We start from the raw sequence: 21241 nt of genomic DNA, 5'->3' as shown, positions 1-21241 counted from the left end.
TGGTTAGATCCTCGTAAAAGTGGTATAACAAATCTAATCTGCCGTACCCTGCCTGGAGAGAATATGGAAATCACTGACGCACGTCGTTTATATCAGCAACTTGCCGCTGAGCTGAAAGAGCGCATTGAGCAAGGCGTTTATCTCGTGGGCGACAAGCTGCCTGCCGAGCGCTTTATTGCTGACGAAAAATGCGTTAGCCGTACGGTGGTTCGTGAAGCCATAATCATGCTGGAAGTCGAAGGCTACGTTGAAGTGCGTAAAGGTTCCGGCATTCATGTTATCTCCAATACGCCACGCCATCAGCAGGTGCCTGACGAATCCATGGAATTCGCCAATTACGGCCCGTTTGAGCTGCTCCAGGCCCGCCAGCTCATTGAAAGTAATATTGCCGAGTTTGCCGCCACGCAGGTGACCAAGCAGGACATCATGAAGCTGATGGAGATCCAGGACAAAGCGCGCAACGAGAAGTGTTTCCGCGACTCCGAATGGGATTTGCAATTCCACATCCAGGTCGCGCTGGCCACGCAGAATACCGCCCTTGCCGCCATCGTCGAGAAAATGTGGACCCAGCGCAGCCATAACCCGTACTGGAAAAAACTGCATGAGCATATTGATGCGCGTACGGTCGATAACTGGTGTGATGACCACGACCAAATCCTGAAAGCGCTGATCCGCAAAGACCCGCATGCCGCCAAACTGGCGATGTGGCAGCATCTGGAAAACACCAAGCTGATGCTGTTTAACGAAACCAGCGATGACTTCGAATTTAATGCCGACCGCTATCTCTTCGCAGAGAACCCGGTCGTGCATCTCGACACCGCCGCCAACGGCACCAAATAATCGCCCGATCCCTTCCCAGGCCAGTCTTCAGACTGGCCTGACGTTTAATGTGGGTAAGCAAAACATATATAGTGTCAGCCTTTGTAAATACCCTCGCCTCTCACCCACGCAACCCGCAAAATCAAACCTCAACAAACTGCAAAATCTATGACGTAAAACTCAGGTGTTTGTTACAATTAGATGCATTTTGTCGTTCTGTGAGTTAGCAATTGCTTACTTCGCCATTAACACGGATGTGTTTACCGCGACCGATTAAAATATAAACAATGTCGCAGTTCGTTCAGGCGTTACGTTAATCGTTGTACCAGGAATCGTGAATGGAACTATTATCCCAGTTATTAAATGCGTTATGGAGCCAGGATTTCGAAACCCTGTCGAATCCGTCCATGATTGGCATGCTCTACTTCGTCTTGTTTATGATCCTGTTCCTTGAGAATGGGCTATTACCTGCCGCCTTCCTGCCAGGCGATAGCCTGCTGGTGCTGATTGGCGTTCTGATTGCCAAAGGCGCGCTGGGTTTCCCACAAACCATTCTTCTGCTGACTACCGCCGCAAGCCTTGGCTGCTGGCTCAGTTATATTCAGGGGCGATGGCTGGGGAATACGCGCCTTGTGCAGAACTGGCTTTCACATCTTCCGGCCCACTATCACCAGCGCGCGCACCACCTGTTCCATAAACACGGGCTCTCCGCGTTGCTGATTGGCCGTTTCATCGCCTTCGTGCGTACCCTGTTGCCAACCATCGCCGGGATATCCGGCCTGAGCAATGCCCGTTTCCAGTTCTTTAACTGGATGAGTGGCCTGCTGTGGGTGCTTATCCTCACTTCGCTGGGATACCTGCTTGGCAAAACGCCGGTATTCCTGAAGTATGAAGACGCGCTGATGTCCTGTCTGATGCTGTTGCCGGTCGCCCTGTTGGTGATTGGTCTGGTGGGGTCGCTGGTTGTTCTGTGGAAGAAAAAATACGGCAACCGGAGCTCATAATGGGGCTGAAACAGGTCACGCTACGTCGATTTACCCTGAGCCTTGGCGCATTGCTGCTGTTTTGCGCCATTCTCTGGCTCTGCGCGGCGTTACAGCAGAAAGAATCCACGCTGGCGATTCGCCCGCTCAATCAGGGCGCCAGCATGCCGGATGGCTTCTCCATCTGGCATCATCTGGATGCTAACGGCATTCAGTTCAAAAGCATTACGCCGCAAAACGATGCGCTACTCATTAAATTTGAGTCCAGCGCGCAAAGCGCCGCAGCCAAAAAGGTGCTCGACAGCACGCTGCCGCATGAGTACATCATCGCCCAGCAGGATGACGATCGCGATGCCACCACCTGGCTTTCGCTGTTGCGCGACACGCCGCATCGCTTTGGATAATTCTGTATCTAATCACTGGCTTTGGTGATTTCCCATTTTTCTAACTATGCTTAAGTAAGTGGGCGTAATCTATTACCCCCGTTACTGGAACCCGTACATTCCTGATGTACTTAACACAATGGAAGGTTTCTTACATGAAATACCGCATCGCACTGACCATCGCACTTCTTTCCCTCACCGCTGGCGCAAGCGCGACCACACTGTGTCAGGAGAAAGAACAGGACATCCAGCGTGAGATCAGCTATGCCGAAAAGCATAACAATCAAAACCGCATTAATGGCCTGAAAAAAGCGTTGAGTGAGGTCAAAGCAAACTGTTCCGACAGTAAGTTACGCGCCGATCATCAGAAAAAAATTGCCGAGCAGAAAGAAGAGATCGCCGAACGTCAGCGTGACCTGCATGAAGCAAAGCAAAAAGGCGATGCGGATAAAATTACTAAACGCGAGCACAAACTCGCGGAATCTCAGCACGAGCTTAAAGAACTGGAGTCTCGCCAGTACTAAGCACATGGACATTCAAACAGGAGAGCATCATGTCTAAAGATACCAATGCAGATAACCTGCGCGCGGAACTGAAATCACTGGCTGACACCCTGGAAGAAGTACTGAATAGCTCCTCTGATAAGTCGAAAGAAGAGATAAGTAAGCTGCGCAGTAAAGCGGAAAGCGCGCTGAAAGAGAGCCGCCATCGCCTGGGCGAAACCAGCGATGCGCTGGCCAAACAGACCCGTGAAGCCGCGGCGCGTGCCGACGGTTATGTGCGTGAGAACCCGTGGACGGGCGTGGGTATTGGGGCTGCGGTCGGTCTGGTACTGGGCGTGCTGCTGACGCGTCGCTAATAATGGCGGATTATCAACACACACAAGGCCCGGGGAAAAATATCCTCGGCATCGGCCAACGTCTGGTGACCGTACTGGTGCAGATGGTTGAGACGCGGGTGCGCCTTGCGGTGGTCGAGCTGGAAGAAGAGAAAGCCAACATCTTCCAGCTATTACTGCTGGTTGGCTTAACCCTGCTGTTTGCCGCTTTCGGTCTGATGAGCCTGCTGGTGCTGATTATCTGGGCGGTCGATCCGCAATATCGACTGAACGTGATGATTGGCACCACCGTCACCTTGCTGGTGCTGGCGTTAATCGGTGGCCTTTGGACGTTACGTAAAGTGCGACGCTCAACCCTGCTGCGTCACACGCGTCACGAACTGGCCAACGACCGGGCGCTGCTGGAGGACGATCGTGAGTAACCGAAAGGAGCGTGAGGCGCGTAAGGCGTATTTGCTGAGCCAGATTCAGCAACAGCGGCTGGACTTAAGTGCGGGCCGACGCGACTGGCTGGAACTCACCCACGTCTACGACCGCAAATGGGCGATGCTGCTCAGCCTGCGGACCTGGGCTCTGGCAGGTAGCGGCGTATTCGCCGTCTGGGGTTTGCGTCAGCCGAACAGGCTGGTGCGCTGGGCACGACGCGGATTCAGCGTCTGGAGCGCCTGGCGGCTGGTGAAAAACACGCTACGTTAATCTGACACAGGCCCGGTATGCCATGCCGGGCCTTGTTTTTAGGCGAGCGCTTCTATCTCGGCAACTGTCAAGCCGGTGGTTTTGGCGATAATCGCCACGTCGATGCCAGTGGCTAATAATGCCTGGGCGATTTGGCGTTTGGCGTTGCGTTCGCCTCTATCAAAACCCTTATCGAGCCCTTTACTAAAACCTTCGCGACGCCCTTTGTTCATCCCTAACCGACGGCCAAAATCGATCCCTTTTTCCCGCTCTTTTTCCATCCACTCCGCAATCGTCATCAACGTCTCCTTGTGTTGAGGTACCTTACGCGCCAGCCGGCGAAAAAAGACGAACAGACTGGCGGAATGGCCAGCCTGCGCGATATAGCTCATCATCGCATCGAACTGGCTTTGGGTAGTGTAACCTGGCGCTAAAAGCCTTGCCAGCGCATCGGTGAGCTCGAGAAGATCGCGGCGGCGAATATGCTTTTGCAGAAATTCCAGCACCGCCATTCGCCGATGCGTGGCTATCTCATCGTCTGACAGCACCGTGATATCCACCAGCGGCAGCGCCTCGAAATAGAGCTGTTTCGCCAGTGCCGGATGACTAAACGCTTCCCACCAGCGCATGGAATAGGGATAAGGGCTACGTTCGCCATGATAAAACAGAATCGGGATAACCAAAGGCAACTGGTTATCGACGTTTTTGAGATGGCGATGCATCGCGGAAAAGGCATAGTACATCAGGCGAAAGGTCATGTTCTTCTGGGCCGTGCTTTGATGCTCAACCAGCGCATAGACATACCCTTTCCCCTGCGCCGTATTCACAGACCACAGCACATCGGAGTGCGTTTCCTTCAGCTCCTCGTCGATAAAGCTGCTCGATTCCAGCTGCAGCGTCGACAGGTCGCACTGCGCACGTAAAGGGGCGGGAAGATGAATTGCCAGAAAGTCGCGAGCGGTTTCCGGGTGGGTCATAAACGTTTTAAAAACAGCATCATGCGGTGTCGAGGTCGTTGTCTCAGTCATGACATCCTGTCCGATAAGTGTCCTGCGCCGAGTATCCTGCCGATAAACCTCGCCGTCAGCAGGCAATTCACCACTCCCCGAGCAGCCTCGACAAAAATATTCATCTTGCATTGCATTACTCAGAATTTTTGAAGCAATTCGACAGTTTTCCTTGCTAACAATTGATCCAGGCCGCAGGTATTCTTCTTTCCATCGACAGCAGGCACACGGCATCAACGTGTATTTGCACAATAAATGACATTGTTCGCCCGATGGGTTTCCTGGAGTTATAAGATGAAAAAATTAGAAGATGTTGGTGTACTGGTAGCGCGCATCCTGATGCCAATCCTGTTCATTACCGCAGGTTGGGGCAAAATCACCGGTTATGCGGGTACCCAACAATATATGGAAGCAATGGGCGTCCCTGGCTTTATGCTGCCGCTGGTTATTCTGCTTGAGTTTGGCGGCGGTCTGGCAGTGCTGTTTGGTTTCCTGACCCGTACCACCGCATTGATTACCGCGGGCTTCACCATCCTGACCGCGTTCCTGTTCCACAGTAACTTTGCGGAAGGCGTAAACTCGCTGATGTTTATGAAAAACCTCACCATCGCGGGCGGTTTCCTGCTGCTGGCTATCACTGGCCCGGGCGCATTCAGCATCGACCGCGTGCTGAATAAAAAATGGTAATCGCACTATACTGAATCAAAGCGAGGAGACATCTCCTCGCTTTTGCCATCTGAAGGAGAGAAAAAATGGGACAACTGATTGACGGCGTCTGGCATGACACCTGGTACGACACCAAATCCACCGGGGGTAAATTTCAACGTTCAGTCTCGGCATTCCGTAACTGGCTCACTGCGGATGGCGAAGCAGGTCCATCGGGCGTCGGCGGATTTGCCGCTGAGAAAGATCGCTATCACCTGTACGTCTCGCTCGCCTGTCCGTGGGCACACCGCACGCTGATTCTGCGTAAACTGAAAGGCCTGGAGCCGTTTATTTCCGTTTCCGTGGTTAACCCGCTGATGCTGGAAAATGGCTGGACCTTTGATGACAGCTTCCCGGCAGCGACCGGCGATACGCTGTATCAGCATGAATTCCTGTATCAACTCTATCTGCATGCCGATCCGCATTATACCGGGCGCGTTACCGTACCGGTGCTGTGGGATAAGAAAAACCATACCATCGTCAGTAACGAATCTGCCGAAATCATTCGCATGTTCAATACGGCCTTCGACGGTCTGGGCGCGAAAGCAGGCGATTACTACCCTGTTGCCCTGCGCGCGCAAATTGATGAGCTGAACGGCTGGATCTACGACACCGTAAATAACGGCGTCTACAAAGCCGGTTTTGCCACCAGCCAGGACGCCTACAGCGACGCGGTGGAGAAAGTCTTTACCTCACTGGAACGCCTTGAGCAGATCCTCGGTCAGCATCGTTATCTGACGGGTAATCAGCTTACTGAAGCCGATATTCGTCTGTGGACTACACTGATTCGCTTTGATCCGGTTTATGTGACGCACTTTAAGTGTGACAAGCACCGCATCAGCGATTACCTGAACCTGCACGGTTTTATGCGCGATATCTATCAGATGCCGGGCATTGCTGAAACGGTGAATTTCGATCACATCCGCAATCACTATTTCCGCAGCCATAAAACCATTAACCCTACGGGAATCATTTCCATTGGGCCGTGGCAGGATCTCGACGAGCCACACGGGCGTGATGAGCGCTTCCGCTAATGACACAGGGCATCCTCCGGGATGCCCTATTAATTGGTGACACCAATATTTACCACCGTTTCATTCACGGCTATTCTTAATTCGATCGCTTAGAAAACAAGTGATTAACGAATAGCTGAGGCAGAAAATGGATTGGTATCTCAAAGTTCTACGAAATTACATCGGTTTTGGGGGCCGCGCGCGCCGTAAAGAGTACTGGATGTTTATTCTGGTCAACGTCATCTTTACGCTGGTGCTGGGTATTCTCGATAAGATGCTGGGCTGGCAACGCGCCAGCGGTGAAGGCATTCTGACAACAATTTATGGTGTGCTGATTTTCCTGCCCTGGTGGGCCGTCCAGTTCCGACGTCTGCACGATACCGACCGCTCAGCCTGGTGGCTGTTGCTGCTGATCATCCCGATTATCGGCTGGCTGGTGATTATTATCTTCAACTGCCAGTCAGGTACGCCGGGCGAAAACCGCTTTGGCGCGGATCCGAAGTTGAATTCGTAGTGCATTTATTGCCGGATGGCACTTCGCTTATCCGGCCTACGCAAATCCGGTAGGCCGGATAAGGCGCTGAACATAATGACTACTTAACCGCCAGCAGCTTCTGAATTTCCCGCAGACACCACGACTTCGCTTCGCCCATGCTGTCGCGACGCCACGCCATGATAATTTCCACTTCGTTGGTGTATTCCGGGCTCACTACCCGCAAACGCCCCTCGGCGATATCTTTTTCCACCAGCGGATACGGCATGGTCGCCACGCCTAAACCGGCCAATAACGCCTGGCGTTTATCTTCCATCGACGTGACCGTCAGGCGCGGCTGTTTATCCAGTAACTGCACCGTCAGCACCGGGCGTTCACGGGCGGTATCCGCCACCGCCACGCCGCGGTACTTCACGCGCGTCACTTCAGAGAGCGGTTCCGGCTCCTGATGAATCGGATGATCTGGCGCGGCGACGTAAACGTTCATCACCGAATAGAGTTTGCGGGAGTTAATTTCCGATGACGAGCGGAAATGCATATCCGGCGCAATCACGATATCCGCACGCCCTTGCTCCAGGCGTTCCCACGCACCGGCCAGCACTTCGGTGATAATCGACAACTGGGTGTTGGCTTTCAACGCCAGCTTCTCGATCAGCGGGTAGAGCGTAGGCGTTGGAATAAGCGCTTCGGTGACAATCGTCAGATGCGTTTCCCACCCGCGCGCCAGTGCTTCGGCGTCCGTCGTCAGCTTATCCGCCGCTTCCAGCAGTACGCGCCCGCGTTCCAGCAACATACGCCCGACATTGGTGAATTTTGTTCGATGACCTGAGCGGTCGAACAGCACAACATCCAGTTCTTCTTCCAGTTTTTGCATGGTGTAGCTTAATGCCGACGGAACGCGTCCCAGCTCATCAGCCGCAGCGGCAAAGCTGCCGCGACGGTCGATTGCATCCATCACCCGCAGGGCTTCCAGCGTTAATGCTCTCTCTTTAGCCATCGTTTTATCATTCAGGAAATTTGAATATACCGGGCAGAATATCTGGCTAACAATGCAGCGTCCATACCTTTACCATTGATTTAGTGTAAAGAGAGGTCAAAAACTATGATTACTACCCGAACAGCCAAACAGTGTGGACAGGCGGACTTCGGCTGGCTCCAGGCTCGCTACACTTTCTCCTTTGGACACTACTTTGACCCGAAACTGCTGGGATACGCCTCTTTGCGTGTCCTGAACCAGGAAGTGCTGGCACCAGGGGCCTCCTTCCAGCCGCGAACTTACCCGAAAGTGGATATCCTCAACATTATCCTCGAAGGGGAAGCGGAGTACCGCAACAGCGAAGGCCATCATGTCCAGGCGAAAGCAGGCGAAGCGCTGCTGATTTCGACCCAGCCGGGCATCAGCTACAGCGAACATAATGTCAGTAAGGATAAACCGCTCACCCGGATGCAGCTCTGGCTTGACGCCTGCCCGGAACGTGAAAACCCGCTGGTTCAGAAAGTGGACATTGCAGATGCTTCACCACAACTTCTGGCTTCGCCAGACGGCGCAGACGGCAGCCTGCAATTGCGTCAGAAGGTGTGGATACACCATATCGAATTGAAAAAAGGTGAGAAAGTCAGTTTCCACCTCAACGGTCCGCGCGCTTATCTGCAGTCGATCCACGGTACCGTGCATGCAGAGACGCAGGCGCTGGAAAAAGGAGCGCTCACCTGCGGTGACGGCGCATTTATTCGTGACGAAGATAACATAACGCTGGTTGCCGATACGCCGCTGCGCGCTTTACTGATAGATTTACCGGTGTAATTTTCAGGATGAAAAGAGTGAGCAGATGAGTAAAAAAAGCCATAAGAAGCCGCAGGCGAAAAAGCAGGTAAAACCCCAGGCCGTCATTTCAGCGCCGGTAAGTTTCGGTTATGAAGAGATGTTAGGCGAACTCGAAGCGATTGTCGCAGATGCCCAAACCCGTCAGTCGGATGAGGAAACGGCATAAAAAAATCCCCGGTGATACCGGGGATTTTTGTTTAAACGGTCGCCTTGTGAGACATAATCTCGATTATTTGCTGGTCCGTATGCTGCATCGCGTGGCGCGCCAGTGCGCAGAGATTGGCAATTGAATGCTCGACGTCACACCCTACAATGCCATCGTTGCCACTCACCGCCGAACCATCTAACGCCAACAGAACGGCTTTCCACGCTGAGGACACACTGGTAGAGACCTTCATCGCGCAGCTGTTAGAAGCCCCATCGCAAATCATCCCGCTTACGTCTCCTATCATGCTGGCGATAGCCATTGAGATCACGGCGTAATCGCCCCCCGCAAGCAAGGCCATCCCCGCCGCAGCCCCCATCGCTGCTGTCGTGGTCGCGCAGAGTGCAGAAAGTCGCGGGAGTTGGTTATGAATGTAAATGGCGCTTAGGTGCGACAGCATTAACGCTCGCGCCAGTTTTTCATCATCTGCGGCAAAATGTTCAGCGACAATTAACACCGGAAGCGTGGCTGTAATCCCCTGATTACCTGAGCCAGAATTGGTCATGGCAGGAAGCGACGCCCCTCCCATTCGGGCATCAGACGCCGCGCTGGTGCGGATTAAAATAGCCGTCAAAATATCATCAGCCAACAACCCGAGATGCCGCTGTTTTTCCAGCGTTCGGCCAATGTGTAATCCCCATTCGCTTTGCAGACCCAGCCTGGAGAGTGCATCGTTCATCTGGCCCGCGTCGAGAATAAAACGAATCGCCTCAAAGGGAACCTGAACGGCGAAATCGACAATCTCCGCGAGGGTAGCCGATGCCAGACTTTCCAGAGGATTAGGTCGAAGCGTTTCGCTACCGTTCTCAGCAAGGGAAAACATAATGCCATCCTGCGTTTCAATGCTGACGATGCGTGTGTGCTCGCCAACAATAGTCACGCTACACCAGCGTTCACCCGCGCTAAGCCTGGCTCTGGCGTAGAGGATATCTTCGCACGGCGATTGCAATACGATGCGTACCTGCCCATTTTCCAGCATCGATTTCGCCGCCATAAGGTGGTCCCCGGTGCTGTTTTTCAGCACCTCCAGCCCAGCCTGCGAGTTACCGCCGAGAGCCCCCAGCGCCGCCGCGATAGGTAAGCCCACCATCCCGGTTCCCGGAACGGTCACGCCCATGCCATTTTTCATCAGGTTAGGCGAAACCCACGCGTCAATACGCTCAATTTTTCCCTGTAAATGCGATGCCGCAACAGCCGCTGCCAGCGCCAGTGAGACTGGCTCAGTACAGCCAAGCGCAGGTTTTACCTCCTGCTTTACTGCCGCGAGAAATACATCCCATTTGGGGTTTATTTCATTCTCAAACATAACAACAACCTTTTATAACGATATCAGGCAAATGCCAGGAATGGAGAAACACATAACAGAAGACCGGTGACAATAATGATCCACAGGGATAACCCCTTATATTTATGCAACGCAGGAACTTTATAGACCAGCCAGGCTGGAATTAAGCATCCAACCATGCCGAAAATAGGACTACAAATCGAAGTGAAACTGAGTACCGGTGCATTCAGAACAATTGCGCTCCAGGCCAGGAGAACCGCAAATATCATGATCCCACGCTGTACGGTTTTTTCATTGATTGCCTCAGCCGAAAATCGACGGCGCAGTACGTTCATTACAATACCCTGAGTCGCTTCACGGAAGCCTAAATAGACGCCAAAAAAGGCGGTCATCACTGCGAAGATATTCAGGATAACGCTGACAATTTTCACCCACCCGGCACCTGCGCCACTAATAAACTGCGCAGCAATTGCCAGTGCGGAAATATTCTGCTCATAGGCTTTAACCGCCTCATCATGCCCCATCGCCAGCGTAAAGGAGACGGCATAAAAGAATACGGTTACAAATAGAATGCCAAATGCAATATTCATTGCCCGCAATGCTTTATAGCGTGCGACTTCTATTGATTTCTCCCGAGAGCGGTAGGAAATGACCATCGGGCTCAGTGTTTGAATAAAGAGAATGGACGTCAGTGTAAAAGGCAATGTAATGATCGCATTTTTGATCAGCAGGCCTAACGGCGGTAACGCACCGACATTATAAAGACGCCACATCCCTATCATTGAAAGCCCCAACGCAGCGACGACCAGAAGCTTTGTCAGTACCATCCCGGTTGAGATCTTAAACAGCATCTTCTCTCCACGAGAGGAGATTGCCACCAGCACGCAAATAAGTACCAGCCCATAAAAGGGGTTTTCTGAGAGCAAACCGTCCGTTACGCCAAAGGTTTGCAGATAAGATGCACTGTCATTGGTGATTGCCGTTGAATAGACGAACATCCAAATGACTAACATCACAAAATAGAGGGCACCTAACAGGATCCCCCAGTTTTTACCAAGATAGCCGCTAATCACGCTGGGATAATCTTTACATTCTGGTGATTCAGCGAGGGTATTAATAAAAAGTCGCTGAAAAAGGTACATCGCCGGATAACCAATAACCGAGGAGAGTAAAAAAACCCAGAGGCCCATTAACCCAACCTGCACGGGTAAAAAAACGATGCCCGCACCAATTGCCATACCGATACTCATAATAACCCATCCAGTATCGGTGCTATCGAACTTGATTGCTTCTCTCCAGGCTTGCTCACTCATATTTTCCCGAGAAAGAGGTACAGCACTTTCCCGAGCAACACTATTTGTTGTCGCCGTTTCCATAACGTAATCACTCTGTGTATAGGTAAGATGTTTATTATTTATCTCGTTGCTACAAAGGCGATATGCAACGTATTTTTGGCAGGCTTATTATTAATATGAAGGAATCATACTCGTGGAGCGAGAGAAATATTTCACAATATTAAGATGAATAGAGGGCAACATTGACAAAAGTTTTCTCCATTAAGCCAGCTAGAAAGAAAAAGATACTACCAATAATGTATGTTTGAACAACATCACATTTTTATTCATGGATAAAAGGATAAAAAAAAGCTCCGGCATGCGGAGCTTCTTCGTTACTGGAGAGTGTTAACTGCACACCACTTTTATCGCCAGCCCACCACGGGACGTTTCGCGATACTTATCGTTCATATCTTTACCCGTTTCATACATCGTCTCGATCACTTTATCGAGAGAGACACGCGCTTCACTGGTACGCTGGATGGCCATTCGCGCCGCATTGACCGCTTTCACCGCGTTGATGGCATTACGCTCGATACAGGGAATTTGCACCTGTCCGCCAACCGGGTCGCAGGTCAGGCCCAGGTTATGCTCCATAGCGATTTCCGCCGCCATGCACACTTGCTACGGGCTGCCGCCAAGCAGCTCCGTCAGGCCCGCTGCAGCCATCGAGGCCGCGACGCCTACCTCTCCCTGACAGCCCACTTCCGCACCGGAAATTGAAGCGTTCTGCTTATACAGGCCGCCAATCGCCCCAGCGGTCAGTAAGAAACGCGCCACGGAGTTACCGTTCACCGTACGACGGAATTTGTCGTAATAGGCCAGCACCGCCGGGACGATACCGCAGGCACCGTTGGTGGGCGCGGTGACGACGCGCCCACCCGCCGCATTCTCTTCACTGACCGCAAGCGCGAACATGTTGATCCAGTCGATCACATTCATCGGATCGCTGGATGTGCTGTCGCTGGAAACGAGGATCCGCCGTAACGCCACCGCGCGACGCGGCACATTCATCGGCCCTGGCAACACGCCTTCCGTATTCATACCGCGCTCGATCCCGGTGCGCATGACGTGCCAGATCCGCGCAAAACCGGTGTCGATCTCTTCTCTGCTCCTGAGCGCCAGCTCGTTTTGCATCATCAGGCCGGAGATAGACAACCCGTTATCCGTACACTGTTTTACCAGTTCACTGGCTGAACGGAATGGAAACGGCACCGGCTGTTCGATGTCATGCGCCTGGCCAAACTTTTCCTCTTCGACAATAAAACCGCCACCCACCGAGTAGTAAGTTTTACTCAGCAGAATCTGGTCGCCGTGACGCGCGGTAAAACGCATGCCATTCTCGTGGCGCGGCAGGGTCTCGTCATGAAAGACCACGTCATCATTCACAGAGAACGGCACCACGGCAGCGCCCTGCGCGACCGGTAGGCGCCCGCTGCGCTGTACGGCGCGAATAAATGCCGGAATGGCGTCAATATCGACGCTATCCGGGCGATTGCCGGCCAGCCCCATAATCACCGCAACATCGGTCGCATGCCCTTTCCCGGTGAGCGACAGCGAACCATAGAGATCGACCGTCAGACCGGTTATTTGTGACAGCGCCCCACTCTTCTCGAGTTCATCAATAAAGGATTTCCCGGCATTCATCGGCCCAACCGTGTGCGAACTGGATGGCCCAACGCCGATTTTGAACATATCGAATGTGCTAATCATATCCGTGACCTCGATACGACTTCAGAGACGGGCTACCGGATAGCAGCCCGGTGTGGCTACAAGCGAATTACAGGCTATCTCCCCGAACGGCGATCGCTTCAATTTCCAGCTTCACATCCTTCGGTAATCTCGCCACCTGCACGCAGCTGCGCGTCGGGTAGGTCGCATGATGATCGTCGAAGAACTGCTGATAAACCTGGTTGATGGTCGCAAAATCATTCAGGTCAGTGATAAATACCGTCGTCTTCACGATACTCCCCACCTCAAGGCCCGCCGCCGTGATAATGGCTTTGACGTTTTCCAGGCTCATTCGCGCCTGATCCGCCACATCCGCCGGGATCTCGCCGTTTTGTGGATTCACCGGGATCTGCCCGGAGGTGAAGATCATTTTTCCTAAATCGATCCCCTGTACGTAGGGGCCAATCGCACCCGGCGCACGGGTGGTTTCAATCATCTTTTTCATGCGCTCTCCAGTTCTCAAAGTGCCTGGGTAAAGGTTCGGGAAATCACGTCCTGTTGCTGCTCACGCGTCAACGCATTAAAGCGCACAGCGTAGCCAGAGACGCGAATGGTTAAGTTCGGGTAGTTTTCCGGATTCGCGATGGCATCCAGCAGCATGTCGCGGTTCATCACGTTGACGTTAAGATGCTGGCCGCCTTCTATCGACGCTTCATGATGGAAATAGCCATCGAGCAGGCCGACGAGGTTGGTCTTGCGTACCGCATCCTCTTTGCCGAGCGCTGCCGGAACAATCGAGAAGGTGTAGGAAATCCCATCTTTGGCATAGGTAAACGGCAGCTTCGCCACCGATGTCAGCGAGGCAACCGCACCTTTGCGATCGCGTCCGTGCATCGGGTTGGCACCCGGCGCAAACGGCGTACCTGCGCGGCGACCGTCCGGGGTATTCCCGGTTTTCTGGCCATACACCACGTTCGAGGTGATGGTCAGAATCGACTGGGTCGGCACGGCGTTACGGTAGGTTGGCAGCACTTTGATTTTCTTCATAAAGCGCTCAACCAGGTCACAGGCGATACTGTCAACGCGTTCGTCATTGTTGCCGTATTGCGGATAATCGCCTTCGATTTCAAAATCGACCGCCAGCCCGTTTTCATCACGAATCGGTTTTACGCGGGCATATTTGATAGCCGACAGGGAATCTGCCGCCACCGACAATCCGGCCATACCGCAGGCCATGGTGCGATAGACATCGCGGTCGTGCAGCGCCATCAGCGACGCTTCGTAGCTGTATTTGTCATGCATGTAGTGAATGACGTTCAGCGCGCTGATGTACTGCACCGCCAGCCAGTCCATAAAGTGGTCGAGGCTTTCCATCACGGTGTCGTAATCCAGCACGTCATCCATCAACGGCGCGGTTTTCGGCCCGACCTGGATTTTCAGCTTCTCGTCCACCCCACCGTTAATGGCGTACAGCAGCGTTTTAGCGAGGTTGGCGCGCGCACCGAAGAACTGCATCTGTTTGCCGATAACCATCGGGCTGACGCAGCAGGCGATGGCATAGTCATCGCTGTCAAAGTCTGCGCGCATCAGGTCATCGTTTTCATATTGCAGCGATGAGGTGACGATAGAGACCTGCGCCGCATACTGCTTGAACGCTTTCGGCAGCGCTTCCGACCACAGAATGGTCAGGTTAGGCTCCGGTGCCGGACCCATCGTGTGCAGGGTATGCAGGTAACGGAATGAGTTTTTGCTTACCAGCGTGCGGCCATCCAGCCCCATCCCGCCGATCACTTCCGTCGCCCAAATCGGGTCGCCGGAGAAGAGCGTGTCAAATTCCGGGGTTCGCAGGAAGCGCACCATGCGGATCTTCATAATGAAGTGGTCGATCAGCTCCTGCGCCTGCTGTTCCGTTAGCTCACCCGCCTGCATATCACGCTCAATATAAATATCGAGGAAGGTGGCCGTGCGGCCCAGCGACATCGCGCCACCGTTCTGCGATTTCACCGCCGCCAGGTAGGCGAAATAGAGCCACTGCACCGCCTCCTGAGCATTACGCGCCGGGCGCGAGATATCGCAACCGTACTTCGCTGCCATCTCCTGCATTTGCAGCAGCGCGCGGCGATGTTCGGCCAGCTCTTCACGCAGGCGAATGGTGGCTTCCAGGCTTTCGCCCCACTCCAGTTTGTTCTGTAAGTCCGCGAATTGCAGCTCGCGTTCGCGCACCAGATAACGGATGCCGTACAGCGCCACGCGGCGGTAATCGCCGATAATGCGCCCACGCCCGTAGCCATCCGGCAGACCGGTCAGCACGCCCGATTTGCGGCAGCGCAGCATATCCGGCGAGTAGGCATCAAATACACCCTGGTTATGGGTTTTACGCAGTGACGTGAACTGGTACTCGAAATCGGCATCCATTTCGCGGCCATAGGCCTCGAAAGAGCTTTTGATCATATTGATGCCGCCGAACGGATGCAGCGCGCGTTTCAGCGGTTTATCCGTTTGCAGGCCGACTATTTTTTCCAGATCTTTTTCGATATAACCCGCATCATGCACGGTAATGGTAGTCGCGATATTGGTGTCAAAATCGACCGGGGCGTGAGTGGCATTCTCGGTACGAATGCCTTCCATCACTTTTTCCCACAATGCGGTCGTCGCCGATGTCGCTTCCGCAAGGAAAGACTCATCGCCTTCATACGGCGTGTAGTTCTGCTGAATAAATTCGCGAACGTTAATTTCGTCCTGCCATTCGCTACCCTTAAAACCGCGCCATGCATCGGCAAAATGCATATCGTTAAGATCGATATTTACCTTCATGAAACTCTTCTCTCAATTTTAAAAGCGATTAACTCAGGCGTATTCCGCTACCGTATTAATATTTCCTAAACGGATAGCGTCCAGCGCAATCATTTTTTCTTCATTGGTCGGAATAACGGCGCAGACGACACTGGAACGTTCGTCAGAAATAATACGTTCGCCGCAGGAATTAGGTTGGTTATTCATTTCGCGACTTATTGCCACACCCAGTACGCGTAAATGCTCCATCACCATTTGGCGGATAAGTACCGAATTCTCACCGATACCGCCGGTGAAAATAATACCGTCCAGCCGGGTCAGGGATGCCGCGTGTCCGGCAATATGGCGCGCAATGCGATGGACAAAGGTTTTGATCGCCAGCTGCGCGCGCTCATGCCCTTCGTGCCACGCTTTTTCCAGGGTGCGCAGGTCTGATGACAATCCGGAAATACCCAGCAGGCCAGACTCTTTATTGACGATGCGCTCAAGGTCGCTCATCGTCTGGTTGGTCTGGCTGGCAATCCACGCCATCGCGCCAAAATCGACGTCACCGCTGCGGGTGCCCATCATCAGGCCTTCCAGCGGCGTCATGCCCATCGACGTATCCACACTCTGCCCGTTGTGTACCGCGCAAATAGATGCCCCGTTGCCCAGGTGCGCAATCACCAGCCCGGAATCGGCTTCCTGTAACCCCAGCAGGCCATACGCCTGTTTTGCGACATAACGATGAGAAGTGCCGTGGAAACCGTAGCGACGAACGCCCAGCTCTTCAGTATATTTCCACGGTAAACCATAGAGATACGCCTCTGGCGGCAGCGTCTGATGGAAGCTGGTGTCAAACACGGCGACCTGCTGTACGCCCGGGAAAAGCTGGCGGGCGGACTCAATCCCACTGAGGTTGGCGTAGTTATGCAACGGCGCCAACGGCGAAACTTTACGGATACTGTCAATCACTGCGTCAGTAATTAAAACAGACTGGGTAAAGATATCGCCGCCATGGGCGATGCGGTGGCCAATTAAGGCTACACTGTCCATTAAATCGCGTTTTTCAAGTTCAAATGAGATAGCGCTTAATGCCGCTTCATAAGTGGGTTGGGACAGCGGCGAAATATCGCCGCCGTTGACCGTTAAACCCGCCTGCTCAGTATTAATACCCTCCGCGATACCCGCCAGTAATACATCACAGGTATCAACATCCAGTACTGAAAATTTAATAGACGATGAACCGCTATTAATAACCAATACAACCGGGAACTCATTCATATTACGACTCCGCTCATCCTGAGCATGTTAATTAAAACAGTTTGTAGACGATGTTCAGAATGGTCAGCAGACCAATCGCGGTAACGAAGACGTTATCCAGCTTGCCACGGTATTTCGCCAGCGACGGTGCTTTACGGATGGCATACATCGGCAGCAGACAGAGCAGAGAAGCGATAATCGGCGCGCCCATGGCTTCAATCAGGTCCAGGATGTTCGGGTTGGCATAAGCCACCACCCAGGTGGAGCCCATGATGAAGATCATGCTGATGGTATTCAGTTTGCCGGTGGAGACTTTGGTTTTATCGCCTTTGTAGCCGAATTTCAGTACCAGGCCATTCAGCCCTTCCAGCGTGCCCAGGTAGTGGCCGAAGAAGGATTTGAAGATAGCAACCAGCGCGATGATGGAGGCACCATACTCAAGCGTGGTGGCAAACGTCGATTTCTGACCCGCCATGGAGGAGAAGTGGTTCGCCAGATAAGAAAGCACCGGAATGTTCTGCGCCTTCGCTTCCGCCATGTTTGCCGGAGAGAGCGTGAACAGGCAACTGAAGGCGAAGAACATGACCACTGCAACCATCAGCATACTGGCGCGGGAGATGATTTTAGAACACTTACGCTCGGTGAAATCACGGCCAAATTCGCCTTCGTACTCTTCACGCTTGGAGACCACGAACGAAGAGACGATTGGTGAGAAGTTGAAGGAGAACACCATGATGGAAATCCCCAGCCACACAGTGACCAGAATGCCATCGTGACCGGTCAGCGAGATATCGCTCAGGCTGACCTGGTCAATGACCGCAGAGTTCCAGTAAGGGATCAGGGAGAGCGAAATCAGCACCAGGCTCGCGATGAACGGGAATACCAGGAAGCTCATCACTTTAACCATCAGGTCTTTACCGAAGTAGATGACGAACGCCATCAGCAGCAGCAGGAGCATCGCAACCAGACCACGGTTTAACGCGGGCATCTGGAGCTGGTTTTCCCAGAAGGTCATAAAGGTGTTGGTAATGGTGACGCCATAAATCCACAGCAGCGGGCAGATAGCAAAGAAGTACAGGAAGGTGATAACCACCCCGCCGGTTTTACCAAAATGCTCTTCTACCGTTTCGGTGATGTTTCCGGAAGGATTCGATCCGGAAAGGCACAGGCGCGCCAGCGCGCGGTGGCAATAAAAGGCAATGGGGTAAGCCAATAACAGCATTAATAATATTGGGATCAGGCCGCCGTAGCCTGCGCGAATTGGGAAGAATAAAACCCCGGCACCAATCGCAGTACCGAATAAACCCAACGTCCATGTGGTATCCGATTTACGCCAGGAGGCTTCTTTAGAATGGCTTACATTAATACTTTCTGTCGTACTCATATCTTATCCTTTGATTAAAGTACCCGTCATTCTTTAAATACCAGGCCAGCGCCGTTCAGCGCACGGCCCGTAAATAATGATCAGGAAAATGGATTAAGCACCAACATACCCTGTAATTTGGGAAACACGAGAAAGGTCGATATTCCCGCCTGAAATAATACTTACCGTTTTGCGGCCACGAATATAATTATCGAGCTTGCCGCTTAAGAGAGCCGCCGACGCTAATGCGCCCGCGCCTTCAGTCACCACTTTATTACGCTGAATTAATGCAATCATGCTGTCGCGAATTTCGTCTTCAGTGACCAGTACAATATCGTCAACCAGCTCACGCACAATTTCGAAGGTCAGGTTGCCCGGACGCGCAACGTCGCAGCCGTCAGCCAGCGTCGTGCAGGTGCGGTGATTGGTGATTTCACCGGCATAGAACGATGCTGCCATACCGTGTACGTTTTCAGACTGCACGCCGATGATTTTGATTGTCGGGTTGATGGATTTGATCGCCGTGGCGATCCCGGCAATCAGGCCGCCGCCGCCAATTGGCACGATGACGTTATCCACATCATAAAGGTCTTCAAGGATCTCCAGACCGATGGTGCCCTGACCGGCAATCACCAGCGCATCATCATAAGGAGGAATAAAGATGCGGCCTTCGGTTTCAACGATTTCGCTCACTTTGGCAATTGTATCGTTGAAGTTATCGCCGTGAAGAATCACTTCGGCGGAGTAATCCTGCGTCGCCGCAACTTTCGACTTCGGCGCGCCTTTTGGCATCACAACCTTGCCGTCAATCCCAAGCATCGCGCAGGAAAGAGAGACGCCCTGCGCATGGTTGCCCGCTGAACAGGCGACCACGCCTTTACGGCGTTCAGCTTCCGTCAATGCGCTCAGTTTGTTAAATGCGCCGCGAATTTTAAAGGAGCCCGTACGCTGCATATTTTCAAACTTCAGAAATATTTCGCCTTTGCAGCGTTCGCTAAGATAATTTGAGCGCGGCATCCCGGTTTTATAAATTTTACCGGCCAGTCTTTTTTTAGCTGTTTGAATATCGTCAAGAGTTACAGGCAGATCGTAGGTAATATGCATCATATCCTCTTATCAGAATAACTTTCTGATGTTTAGACAAAATCAGGGTGTCAGAGTATTTAATGACTCTGGGTTTCGTTTACGTTATTAGCTGCTTCTAATAAACAGGCTGTTAATTCATTTCTGCCTTCCCGGCCTTCGACGAATATTCTTTCGCCAAATCAACCAATACAGAGGCAGATTTTTTAATTCGATAATTTTTAGACCACACGGCTGCATAGCGCGCTACCGGTAATACATCTTCAACCTTTAGCGTAATAAATTGTTTAGAGCCAAACGGCGCAATCATATCTCTTGGGATCACCGTCAGGAATCCGGCATTCAACACCAGGTTGTAAATGGTGACGACAGAATCGGTTTTTACAATATTTTCGGTGCTGATGTGATGAAGATGGAGGGTGGTGAGAAGTTCTTTGTAGTAACCCATATCCGTTTGCGGTAAAACCCACTGCTCGTTCGAGAGCGACTCCAGCGTGACCGTTGACGTATACGTTCGCGATTTCGATGCGACGACAACAAATTCAGACTCGAACAGCGGCTCTACCTGCAAATCCTGGAGCTGCATTTCATCACTTAATGTACCAATGGCAAAATCTAAGCGGCCATCACGCAGGGCCGGTAAAAACGACGAGAGCTGTGCTTCAAACATGGTAACCTGCGCCGCCGGAAACACCGTTTTAAAGGTTTTAATCATCTCGGGTAAGAAGGTGAAACCGATAAGCGATGGGTAACCAAACGAAACGTCAACCACGCTGTTGCAGCTCAGGCTGTTCATCTCGTTGACCATGTTTTTCATTTCACGGGTGATGGATTCGGAGTAGCTCAGCAACACCTGACCTGCGCTGGTCAGCGTGACGCCGGTATTTTTACGCACCATCAACTCGATACCAAAGTTAGACTCAATGTCGTTGATAATTTTACTGACCGCCGGTTGGGTAAGCCCAAGCTGCTTGGCAGCTGAGCCAAAAGAACCACTTCTAATGACTTCCTGAAACACGACCAGCTGTTGTGTTTTTGGCAGAAGAACATTATCCATTTTTCTTTCCCCCTTTATTTCCATTTGGCGAGAGGGATTCTAATAAATATAGGAGAGTAAGATGTGTGCTATTACTCACAATTTACCTTAAACCTGTATAAGCACAGGTCACAAAATACAATAAAAACGATATAAATCAATATCTTGTTAATATATCCAAGTGACTTTAGCCTGACTTTTATCAACAAAAATAAGGTGTATAACTTTATTTTATGGCGATAAATAAAGCACCTTTAAACATATAAAAAATCAAATTAAAAGATCACCTTTCAACCAATTTCAGGACGTTTTTTACCCTATTGTGCGCATTAACATTCTTTTTAATATATAAAATAAACTGGTAAAAAAGCCTGTTATTAAAAAAATTCTTCGTACGGCGTCACAGATACCCAGGACAAACATACATTCACGTTAATATGTTTAGATCACTACCATTAACATACAAGCAACCCATGTGAAACATTGCG

The 21241-nt window shown here is 52.0% G+C and carries 22 protein-coding genes and 1 pseudogene; 12 read left to right on the top strand and 11 right to left on the bottom strand.

Annotation, left to right across the window (positions count from 1 at the left end; genetic code table 11):
- Window positions 1–63 precede the first annotated feature (63 nt).
- From exuR to ACWWFX_RS08745, 7 genes are all read left to right on the top strand, one after another.
- Window positions 64–840 carry a transcriptional regulator ExuR gene (gene exuR, locus ACWWFX_RS08775; RefSeq protein ID WP_015962918.1) on the top strand — a complete coding sequence of 259 codons (777 nt, stop codon included), beginning with the start codon at window positions 64–66 and terminating at the stop codon, window positions 838–840.
- Window positions 841–1157: 317 nt separating this feature from the next.
- Entirely contained in the window at window positions 1158–1823 is a 666-nt protein-coding gene (gene yqjA, locus ACWWFX_RS08770; RefSeq protein ID WP_276220835.1) for a DedA family general envelope maintenance protein YqjA, read from the top strand.
- Entirely contained in the window at window positions 1823–2206 is a 384-nt protein-coding gene (mzrA, locus tag ACWWFX_RS08765) for an EnvZ/OmpR regulon moderator MzrA (RefSeq protein ID WP_276220837.1), read from the top strand. The genes yqjA and mzrA overlap by 1 nt, the downstream gene beginning before the upstream one ends.
- A gap of 134 nt (window positions 2207–2340) precedes the next feature.
- The gene (locus ACWWFX_RS08760; RefSeq protein WP_015962915.1) at window positions 2341–2709 is read left to right on the top strand and encodes a DUF1090 domain-containing protein; all 369 of its coding nucleotides are present in this window, start codon (window positions 2341–2343) and stop codon (window positions 2707–2709) included.
- A gap of 29 nt (window positions 2710–2738) precedes the next feature.
- Window positions 2739–3044: an ElaB/YgaM/YqjD family protein gene (locus ACWWFX_RS08755; RefSeq protein ID WP_015962914.1), complete on the top strand. Its 306-nt coding sequence runs from the start codon at window positions 2739–2741 to the stop codon at window positions 3042–3044.
- 2 nt (window positions 3045–3046) lie between these two features.
- Window positions 3047–3445, top strand: a complete 399-nt coding sequence (locus ACWWFX_RS08750) for a phage holin family protein (protein ID WP_015962913.1) — start codon at window positions 3047–3049, stop codon at window positions 3443–3445.
- Window positions 3438–3719 (top strand): YqjK-like family protein, encoded by a 282-nt coding sequence (locus tag ACWWFX_RS08745; protein WP_015962912.1) that lies wholly within the window; start codon window positions 3438–3440, stop codon window positions 3717–3719. Before ACWWFX_RS08750 ends, ACWWFX_RS08745 begins: the two co-directional genes overlap by 8 nt.
- 38 nt (window positions 3720–3757) lie before the next feature.
- Here the strand turns inward: ACWWFX_RS08745 and ACWWFX_RS08740 are convergent, their stop codons facing one another.
- Window positions 3758–4726, bottom strand: coding sequence for an Rpn family recombination-promoting nuclease/putative transposase (locus tag ACWWFX_RS08740; RefSeq protein ID WP_276220842.1), 969 nt, complete (start codon window positions 4724–4726; stop codon window positions 3758–3760).
- Window positions 4727–4999: 273 nt separating this feature from the next.
- Between ACWWFX_RS08740 and ACWWFX_RS08735 the strand changes: the two genes are divergently transcribed.
- The 3 genes from ACWWFX_RS08735 (at window position 5000) to ACWWFX_RS08725 (ending at window position 6937) form a co-directional block, all read left to right on the top strand.
- The gene (locus ACWWFX_RS08735; protein ID WP_276220844.1) at window positions 5000–5392 is read left to right on the top strand and encodes a DoxX family protein; all 393 of its coding nucleotides are present in this window, start codon (window positions 5000–5002) and stop codon (window positions 5390–5392) included.
- Window positions 5393–5457: 65 nt separating this feature from the next.
- Window positions 5458–6444: a glutathione S-transferase family protein gene (locus ACWWFX_RS08730; protein WP_276220846.1), complete on the top strand. Its 987-nt coding sequence runs from the start codon at window positions 5458–5460 to the stop codon at window positions 6442–6444.
- A 127-nt stretch (window positions 6445–6571) separates the two neighbouring features.
- Window positions 6572–6937, top strand: coding sequence for a DUF805 domain-containing protein (locus ACWWFX_RS08725; protein ID WP_108475028.1), 366 nt, complete (start codon window positions 6572–6574; stop codon window positions 6935–6937).
- Window positions 6938–7016: 79 nt separating this feature from the next.
- On the opposite strand, the gene ACWWFX_RS08720 is transcribed toward ACWWFX_RS08725, so the two are convergent.
- The gene (locus ACWWFX_RS08720; RefSeq protein ID WP_149463942.1) at window positions 7017–7913 is read right to left on the bottom strand and encodes a LysR family transcriptional regulator; all 897 of its coding nucleotides are present in this window, start codon (window positions 7911–7913) and stop codon (window positions 7017–7019) included.
- Between the two features lie 105 nt (window positions 7914–8018).
- Between ACWWFX_RS08720 and ACWWFX_RS08715 the strand changes: the two genes are divergently transcribed.
- A complete protein-coding gene (locus ACWWFX_RS08715) occupies window positions 8019–8720 on the top strand; it encodes a pirin family protein (protein WP_276220849.1) in 702 nt (233 codons plus the stop codon).
- A gap of 25 nt (window positions 8721–8745) precedes the next feature.
- Window positions 8746–8907 (top strand): hypothetical protein, encoded by a 162-nt coding sequence (locus ACWWFX_RS08710; protein WP_456146537.1) that lies wholly within the window; start codon window positions 8746–8748, stop codon window positions 8905–8907.
- 31 nt (window positions 8908–8938) lie between these two features.
- Here ACWWFX_RS08710 and ACWWFX_RS08705 read toward each other — a convergent pair whose 3' ends face one another.
- From ACWWFX_RS08705 to tdcA, 9 genes and pseudogenes are all read right to left on the bottom strand, one after another.
- Complete coding sequence (locus ACWWFX_RS08705; RefSeq protein ID WP_473223597.1) at window positions 8939–10252, bottom strand: L-cysteine desulfidase family protein; 1314 nt, start codon at window positions 10250–10252, stop codon at window positions 8939–8941.
- 23 nt (window positions 10253–10275) lie between these two features.
- Window positions 10276–11607, bottom strand: a complete 1332-nt coding sequence (locus ACWWFX_RS08700; RefSeq protein ID WP_473223596.1) for an SLC5/6 family protein — start codon at window positions 11605–11607, stop codon at window positions 10276–10278.
- Window positions 11608–11913: 306 nt separating this feature from the next.
- Window positions 11914–13278: pseudogene (gene tdcG / locus ACWWFX_RS08695) on the bottom strand (L-serine ammonia-lyase).
- A gap of 67 nt (window positions 13279–13345) precedes the next feature.
- Window positions 13346–13741 (bottom strand): enamine/imine deaminase, encoded by a 396-nt coding sequence (locus ACWWFX_RS08690; protein ID WP_015962903.1) that lies wholly within the window; start codon window positions 13739–13741, stop codon window positions 13346–13348.
- Window positions 13742–13755: 14 nt separating this feature from the next.
- Window positions 13756–16050, bottom strand: a complete 2295-nt coding sequence (gene pflB, locus ACWWFX_RS08685) for a formate C-acetyltransferase (protein WP_473223595.1) — start codon at window positions 16048–16050, stop codon at window positions 13756–13758.
- Window positions 16051–16083: 33 nt separating this feature from the next.
- Window positions 16084–17292 (bottom strand): propionate kinase, encoded by a 1209-nt coding sequence (tdcD, locus tag ACWWFX_RS08680; RefSeq protein WP_473223594.1) that lies wholly within the window; start codon window positions 17290–17292, stop codon window positions 16084–16086.
- 31 nt (window positions 17293–17323) lie between these two features.
- Entirely contained in the window at window positions 17324–18655 is a 1332-nt protein-coding gene (gene tdcC, locus ACWWFX_RS08675; RefSeq protein ID WP_276220857.1) for a threonine/serine transporter TdcC, read from the bottom strand.
- Window positions 18656–18748: 93 nt separating this feature from the next.
- Complete coding sequence (gene tdcB / locus ACWWFX_RS08670) at window positions 18749–19738, bottom strand: bifunctional threonine ammonia-lyase/L-serine ammonia-lyase TdcB (RefSeq protein ID WP_473223661.1); 990 nt, start codon at window positions 19736–19738, stop codon at window positions 18749–18751.
- Window positions 19739–19850: 112 nt separating this feature from the next.
- Complete coding sequence (gene tdcA, locus ACWWFX_RS08665) at window positions 19851–20774, bottom strand: transcriptional regulator TdcA (protein ID WP_015962898.1); 924 nt, start codon at window positions 20772–20774, stop codon at window positions 19851–19853.
- Between the last annotated feature and the right edge of the window lie 467 nt (window positions 20775–21241).

Source organism: Pseudocitrobacter sp. 2023LY-00077, from assembly GCF_055796175.1.
Note: the sequence above shows the minus strand (reverse complement) of the source record. Positions and strands in the feature narration are given on the sequence as shown.

What these genes read in the sequence shown, in the direction of transcription:
- exuR (WP_015962918.1), top strand. Translation starts at nt 64, where the DNA reads ATGGAAATCACTGACGCACGTCGTTTATATCAGCAACTTGCCGCTGAG.
- yqjA (WP_276220835.1), top strand. Translation starts at nt 1,158, where the DNA reads ATGGAACTATTATCCCAGTTATTAAATGCGTTATGGAGCCAGGATTTC.
- mzrA (WP_276220837.1), top strand. Translation starts at nt 1,823, where the DNA reads ATGGGGCTGAAACAGGTCACGCTACGTCGATTTACCCTGAGCCTTGGC.
- ACWWFX_RS08760 (WP_015962915.1), top strand. Translation starts at nt 2,341, where the DNA reads ATGAAATACCGCATCGCACTGACCATCGCACTTCTTTCCCTCACCGCT.
- ACWWFX_RS08755 (WP_015962914.1), top strand. Translation starts at nt 2,739, where the DNA reads ATGTCTAAAGATACCAATGCAGATAACCTGCGCGCGGAACTGAAATCA.
- ACWWFX_RS08750 (WP_015962913.1), top strand. Translation starts at nt 3,047, where the DNA reads ATGGCGGATTATCAACACACACAAGGCCCGGGGAAAAATATCCTCGGC.
- ACWWFX_RS08740 (WP_276220842.1), bottom strand. Translation starts at nt 4,726, where the DNA reads ATGACTGAGACAACGACCTCGACACCGCATGATGCTGTTTTTAAAACG.
- ACWWFX_RS08735 (WP_276220844.1), top strand. Translation starts at nt 5,000, where the DNA reads ATGAAAAAATTAGAAGATGTTGGTGTACTGGTAGCGCGCATCCTGATG.
- ACWWFX_RS08730 (WP_276220846.1), top strand. Translation starts at nt 5,458, where the DNA reads ATGGGACAACTGATTGACGGCGTCTGGCATGACACCTGGTACGACACC.
- ACWWFX_RS08725 (WP_108475028.1), top strand. Translation starts at nt 6,572, where the DNA reads ATGGATTGGTATCTCAAAGTTCTACGAAATTACATCGGTTTTGGGGGC.
- ACWWFX_RS08720 (WP_149463942.1), bottom strand. Translation starts at nt 7,913, where the DNA reads ATGGCTAAAGAGAGAGCATTAACGCTGGAAGCCCTGCGGGTGATGGAT.
- ACWWFX_RS08715 (WP_276220849.1), top strand. Translation starts at nt 8,019, where the DNA reads ATGATTACTACCCGAACAGCCAAACAGTGTGGACAGGCGGACTTCGGC.
- ACWWFX_RS08710 (WP_456146537.1), top strand. Translation starts at nt 8,746, where the DNA reads ATGAGTAAAAAAAGCCATAAGAAGCCGCAGGCGAAAAAGCAGGTAAAA.
- ACWWFX_RS08705 (WP_473223597.1), bottom strand. Translation starts at nt 10,252, where the DNA reads ATGTTTGAGAATGAAATAAACCCCAAATGGGATGTATTTCTCGCGGCA.
- ACWWFX_RS08700 (WP_473223596.1), bottom strand. Translation starts at nt 11,607, where the DNA reads ATGGAAACGGCGACAACAAATAGTGTTGCTCGGGAAAGTGCTGTACCT.
- ACWWFX_RS08690 (WP_015962903.1), bottom strand. Translation starts at nt 13,741, where the DNA reads ATGAAAAAGATGATTGAAACCACCCGTGCGCCGGGTGCGATTGGCCCC.
- pflB (WP_473223595.1), bottom strand. Translation starts at nt 16,050, where the DNA reads ATGAAGGTAAATATCGATCTTAACGATATGCATTTTGCCGATGCATGG.
- tdcD (WP_473223594.1), bottom strand. Translation starts at nt 17,292, where the DNA reads ATGAATGAGTTCCCGGTTGTATTGGTTATTAATAGCGGTTCATCGTCT.
- tdcC (WP_276220857.1), bottom strand. Translation starts at nt 18,655, where the DNA reads ATGAGTACGACAGAAAGTATTAATGTAAGCCATTCTAAAGAAGCCTCC.
- tdcB (WP_473223661.1), bottom strand. Translation starts at nt 19,738, where the DNA reads ATGCATATTACCTACGATCTGCCTGTAACTCTTGACGATATTCAAACA.
- tdcA (WP_015962898.1), bottom strand. Translation starts at nt 20,774, where the DNA reads ATGGATAATGTTCTTCTGCCAAAAACACAACAGCTGGTCGTGTTTCAG.